Origin of the sequence: Clostridium sp. DFI.1.208 (genome assembly GCF_024463855.1) — a bacterium.
Lineage (GTDB): Bacteria > Bacillota_I > Bacilli_A > Erysipelotrichales > Erysipelotrichaceae > Clostridium_AQ.
The window spans coordinates 1-386 of sequence record NZ_JANGCA010000216.1; the positions used below are offsets into that span (position 1 = coordinate 1).

The window sequence follows — 386 nt, forward strand, 5'->3', positions numbered from 1 at the left end:
GCAGGGTTGCTGCTCAAGCCATAATAGCGGACGGCATAATTGAAAATTGCACTCAGTTGGTTATGCAGTGTTTTTAGATAGGTGGGGGAAAACTCCTTATCCGTTTTGGTAGTTTGCTTCATCATCTCATTCTGCCAGCTGATTACATCGGTTGGCGTTATCTCGCAAAGCTTCTTGTCCTTGAAATAGGGCAGTATCTTCTTTTCAATGATTGCTACTTTCGTCTGAAGTGTATTTTCCTTCAATCTTTTTTCCATTGAATCCATATAGATTTCAACAAAGCTTCCAAAAGTCATTGATAGACTGTTATCCTTCTTTTCAGCAAATTCAACTTCATAACGCTTGGCTTCAACCTTGGACTTGAATCCTCTTTTGGTTGTGGTCCT

At 39.9% G+C, this 386-nt stretch carries 1 protein-coding gene; it reads right to left on the minus strand.

Annotated features, from left to right (window positions below):
- On the minus strand, positions 1 to 386 hold a 386-nt coding region (locus tag NE665_RS24100; protein WP_256302730.1), incomplete at both ends, for an N-terminal phage integrase SAM-like domain-containing protein.